The organism is Streptomyces sp. NPDC004561 (assembly GCF_053602155.1).
The window spans coordinates 1-4,543 of sequence record NZ_JBSGDB010000615.1 but is presented as its reverse complement, the minus strand read 5'-3'; the positions used below and the strand labels follow the sequence as shown (position 1 = coordinate 4,543).

Sequence of the window (4,543 nt, the reverse complement as noted above, 5' to 3'; positions counted from 1 at the left end):
AGCTACAGACACTCCTCGCCCTCTGGACCGGCGCCTGCCCCACCTGCCACTGCGACATACCCGCACCGATACGGACCTGACCAAGCACTACTAGTTCGAGTCGACCAGCAACACCACCTGGCGAGGCACCGTCCGCAACGCCAGCCAGTTCCCCCTCACGGTCACCGTCAAGGCCGTCTGCGTCCGCCTCCCCGGCGTCTGACCTGGGCGGAACACGCTGATCCATCCCGTCGAGAAGTCGTCTCACCGCTGACACGCCAGCGCCCAGCTTCTCGCGGACCGCCGCGCCGGCGAGCACGGCCCGCTCGTACCGCAACGGCACGCGAAGTATCTCCCCCGGCTCCAGGTCCGAGAGCCGGGGTGTGGCCGGTGTGCCCGGAGGCTGCCGGTCCGGGGCGCTGGTAGTGGTGCGTCGAGTTCCCAGGTGGCGGCTGACTTGGGTGTGAACGTGGCGACGGTGCGCAAGTGGCGCTCCCGGTTCGCGGCTCACCGGCTGGCGGGCCTGGCCGACGAGCCACGGCCGGGCCGGCGCAAGCCGGACCTGGTCCTCACCGATGGTGAGCGTGCGCAGTTGACGCGCTGGGCACGGCAGGCGAAGACCGCGCAGTTCCTGGCGCTGCGCGCGAAGATCGTGCTGCGCTGCGCGGAGGGCGGGACGAACAAGCAGATCGCCGCCGAACTCGGCATCGCGCAGGCGACGGTGAACCGCTGGAGGTCGCGGTTCATCGCGGCTCGCCTGGACGGGCTCGCGGACGAGCCGCGCCCGGGCCGGCCGCCCTCGATCCTGCTTGACCAGGTCGAGGACGTGGTCATCGCGACGTTGGAGTCCACTCCGGGCGAGGACACCCACTGGTCGCGGGCCTCGATGGCCAAGCGCACCGGGTTGTCGAAGTCCACTATCGGGCGGATCTGGAACCTCCCCCTTGATGCGGGCGGGCCGTTCCACCTCTCCACTCCTCGCCCGCCCACCCACGCCCACACCGGCGCGCGGCACTCCTGCCGGTTGCCATGCGCGCCACCCACGTCGTCGTGCTGAACCACGGCCGGCTGATCGCCGCCGGACCGCCGGGCGAACTGAGCTGGAACCGGACGTGGAAGGCGCTGGCCGCCACACGGTCGCGAGGGCCGGGCGCGGATGCTCGACATCGTCTATGAGCTCCGTGACGACCCGCGTGCGATCGGCCGGCGTTCTCGTGCTCACCACTGCGGTGCTGCGCGAGGTGGGCCCTGCAGCGGCCGGCGGACGCGTGGGTCGGGCAGTGACAACAGTGGGCATGGGGTCCGGACGCCACGCCGCGCCGCGCCGCGGGAGGTCATGCCCGACGAGGAGCGACCGGCCCCGTCACACTGACAGCAGGTGTGCCGACGAGACGAGGTGGTCGCGGATGAAGTTCGGAGTATCGACATTTGTCACCGATGAAGGCATTGGCCCCAAGGCGTTGGGACCCGCCCTGGAGGAGCGTGGGTTCGACTCCCTGCTGCTGGCCGAGCACTCGCATATTCCGGTCAAGCGGGAGTCCCCGTACCCGGGGGGCGGTGAGCTGCCGCGGATCTACTACCGGACGCTCGACCCGTTCGTGGCGCTCGCCGCGGCCGCCTCGGTGACCCGTGACCTGCTCCTGGGCACCGGCATCGCCCTGGTGATCCAGCGCGATCCGATCCACACCGCGAAGGAGGTCGCCTCCCTCGATCTGATCTCCGGCGGCCGGGCCGTTTTCGGGGTCGGCGCGGGCTGGAACCGCGAGGAGATGCGCAACCATGGGACGGATCCGGCCGTCCGCGGGCGGCTCATGGACGAACGCATCCGCGCGATGATCGAGCTGTGGACCAAGGAGAAGGCCGAGTTCCATGGCGACTTCGTCGACTTCGATCCCGTCTACGCCTGGCCCAAGCCGGTCCAGAAGCCGCATCCGCCCATCTGGGTCGGGGGCGACAGCGAGCGCGCTTTCGAACGCGTCGCCGCGTACGGTGCGGCGTGGATGCCGAGCGATCTGCCGCTCGAGAAGCTGGGTGAACGCATCGCGCGTATGCGGCGGACGGCCGGTGACCGCCCGTCCGTCGTGGTGTACGCGGGCCGGTACGACCGGAAGGCGCTCGACACCTACGCCGAACTCGGCGTCGAACGCGTCCTGTTGTATCTGCCGACCCTGCCGGAGAACCAGACGCTAGGGACCCTGGACGAACTGGCCGAGGCCACGTCCGGCCACCGGTGACAGCTCGCGGCTGTCGCTGAATAGGAGCTGACCGTGCCGGACATGGCCGAGGACGAGGCGCGCCGCCGGTTCACGACCGCGCGGGTGGCGCGCCTGGCGACGGTGGACGCGGGCCTGCGCCCGCATCTGGTGCCGGTCGTCTTTGCGGCCCACGGCGAGGAGATCGTCACCGCCGTCGACTGGAAGCCGAAGAGGTCGCAGCGGCTGAAACGGTTGGACAACATCGCGGCCCACCCGGCTGTCTGCCTGCTCGTCGACGCGTACGACGAGGACTGGGAGCGGCTGTGGTGGGTCCGCGCGGACGGTGACGCCCGCGTGCTGCCGCCCGGCAACCAGGGCGAGTACCCGGCGGCCGTCGCCCTGTTGCGGGAGAAGTACGCGCCGTACCGGCAGCGACCGCCGACCGGTCCGGCGCTCGTGATCGCCGTCCGCCGGTGGCACGGCTGGCGTGCCGCGTCGGGGGGGTGACCGTACTGGCAGGGGACACGCCGCCCCCGGCATCAGCTTGTCTTTTACAGTAAGTATCTTCAGCGCACCAGGAGATCGATGGCGACCTCCAGTCGTTCGAGGTAGAACTCCCGTGATGCCGCCTGATGCTTGAGGCCGATCGATGCGCTGATCATCGTCTGTGCGACAAGGGGGGCCGCGTCTTGTCCTGACTCGACGGCGATCGCTTCTGTGATCAGTTCCTCGAAACGTCGCGGCGTGGTCTCGGCGATCTCGCCGAGGAGGTCGGGGTTGTCCTCGATGACCGCCGCGACGTCGCGCGTCAGCGGGCCGATGTGGCGGCCCGCCCACTGGTCGAACGCTTCGACGAGGCGCTCTGGAAGGGGTCGGCTGGGGTCGGCCAGGACGTGTTCGACCGCTGTGATGTCCCGCTCCAGGGCCTGGGTGACCGCGGCACGGAACAGAATCTCCTTCGAGGAGAAGAGAAAGTAGAGCCCGGGCCGAGAGATGTGCGCCGCCCGCGCCACCTCCTCCATCGAGGTCTTCCGGTAACCGAATCGCGCGAACGTGACCATGGCGGAGTCCAGAACCATGGTCCGACGGTCGGTATCGGCGACTGTCGACGGTGGGTGGCCGGCATCGGGACTGCTCATGGAACGAGCATACGATCGAGAGTCGTACTATACAAATCAAGTATACTACGTATAGTCACCGCCATGACTACTTGCGGACCCATCTCCACGCCCTTCACCGCCTCGAGTACCGCGGACGAGGTCCTGCGGGGCGTCGACCTCACCGGCGTCCGCGCGATCGTGACGGGCGCTACCTCCGGAATCGGGATCGAGACGGCTCGTGTGTTGACCGCTGCCGGGGCGGATGTGACGCTCGCTGTCCGCAACACGACTGCGGGTGACGCCGTCGCTGAGGCGATCGCGAAGTCGACCGGAGGGATACGGCCCCGGGTCGTCCGGCTCGACCTTGCCGACAGGACCACTGTCACGCGATTCGTTGACGCGTGGGGCGGCCCACTTCACCTGCTGATCAACAACGCGGGCGTGGTCACTGGTGGCCTCGAACGAACACGTGAGGGATGGGAGCTGCAATTCGCGACGAACCATCTTGGCCACTTCGCCCTGGCCAGCGGCCTTCATGACGCCCTGGCTCTGGGAGCGGCCGACCGCGATGGAGCGCGGATCGTCTCGGTCAGTTCGACGGCGCACATGCGTTCCGGCATCGACTTCGACGACCTCCACTTCGAGCGTCGCAGCTACGACCCGCAGATTGCCTACGCCCAGTCGAAGACGGCGAACTCTCTCTTCGCCGTCGAGGCGACCCGCCTCTGGGCGTCTGACGGCATCATGGCCAATGGGGTAAACCCCGGTGGTGTCGCGACGGGACTGCAGCGGAACTTCACAACGCAACAGAGGGAGTCGCTCGACGCGGCCGAAGCCGCCGGAGTGTTCACGTACAAAACGGTCGAGCAGGGGGCTGCCACCAGCATCGTCGCGGCCGTCGCCCCGGAGTTCGCCCGCTCCGGAGGCCACTACCTCGACGATTCACAAGAGGCCTACACCGTGCCGAACGACGCCGACCTCGCGCAGCATCCGCACGGGGTCAAGGAATGGGCGCTCGATCCCGCCGCCGCCAAGCGCCTCTGGACGGTCTCGACCGACCTGCTCCACGCCTGACCTTTCGACGCCACAGCAAGCGGCACCGCCGCCTTCTCGGTTGGTCACCGCACGACCCACAAGGCCGATAGCACGTGGCCTGCGAAGACGGCCACGTCCGACCTGCGTTCCGCGTAATTCGGGGGTTCTGGAGTCCCTACCGGGCTGAAGGTGCAGGTCAGTGGGCTGGAGGCTGGTGACGCGGGCGAATTCGCC

Annotated in this window: 5 protein-coding genes; 4 read left to right on the top strand and 1 reads right to left on the bottom strand. The window is 68.7% G+C overall.

What is annotated here, in order from left to right:
• Positions 1 to 382 precede the first annotated feature (382 nt).
• The 3 genes from ACWEN3_RS42040 (at position 383) to ACWEN3_RS42030 (ending at position 2,681) form a co-directional block, all read left to right on the top strand.
• A complete protein-coding gene (locus ACWEN3_RS42040) occupies positions 383 to 1,036 on the top strand; it encodes a helix-turn-helix domain-containing protein (RefSeq protein WP_452982699.1) in 654 nt (217 codons plus the stop codon).
• A gap of 349 nt (positions 1,037 to 1,385) precedes the next feature.
• Entirely contained in the window at positions 1,386 to 2,213 is an 828-nt protein-coding gene (locus ACWEN3_RS42035; protein WP_452982696.1) for an LLM class F420-dependent oxidoreductase, read from the top strand.
• Positions 2,214 to 2,246: 33 nt separating this feature from the next.
• Entirely contained in the window at positions 2,247 to 2,681 is a 435-nt protein-coding gene (locus ACWEN3_RS42030) for a TIGR03668 family PPOX class F420-dependent oxidoreductase (RefSeq protein ID WP_358939755.1), read from the top strand.
• Positions 2,682 to 2,740: 59 nt separating this feature from the next.
• Here the strand turns inward: ACWEN3_RS42030 and ACWEN3_RS42025 are convergent, their stop codons facing one another.
• The gene (locus ACWEN3_RS42025) at positions 2,741 to 3,313 is read right to left on the bottom strand and encodes a TetR/AcrR family transcriptional regulator (protein ID WP_452982693.1); all 573 of its coding nucleotides are present in this window, start codon (positions 3,311 to 3,313) and stop codon (positions 2,741 to 2,743) included.
• A 63-nt stretch (positions 3,314 to 3,376) separates the two neighbouring features.
• Between ACWEN3_RS42025 and ACWEN3_RS42020 the strand changes: the two genes are divergently transcribed.
• On the top strand, positions 3,377 to 4,348 hold the full coding sequence (locus ACWEN3_RS42020) for an SDR family NAD(P)-dependent oxidoreductase (RefSeq protein ID WP_452982690.1): 972 nt from the start codon (positions 3,377 to 3,379) through the stop codon (positions 4,346 to 4,348).
• Positions 4,349 to 4,543: the final 195 nt, after the last annotated feature.

What these genes read in the sequence shown, in the direction of transcription:
- ACWEN3_RS42035 (WP_452982696.1), top strand. Translation starts at nt 1,386, where the DNA reads ATGAAGTTCGGAGTATCGACATTTGTCACCGATGAAGGCATTGGCCCC.
- ACWEN3_RS42025 (WP_452982693.1), bottom strand. Translation starts at nt 3,313, where the DNA reads ATGAGCAGTCCCGATGCCGGCCACCCACCGTCGACAGTCGCCGATACC.
- ACWEN3_RS42020 (WP_452982690.1), top strand. Translation starts at nt 3,377, where the DNA reads ATGACTACTTGCGGACCCATCTCCACGCCCTTCACCGCCTCGAGTACC.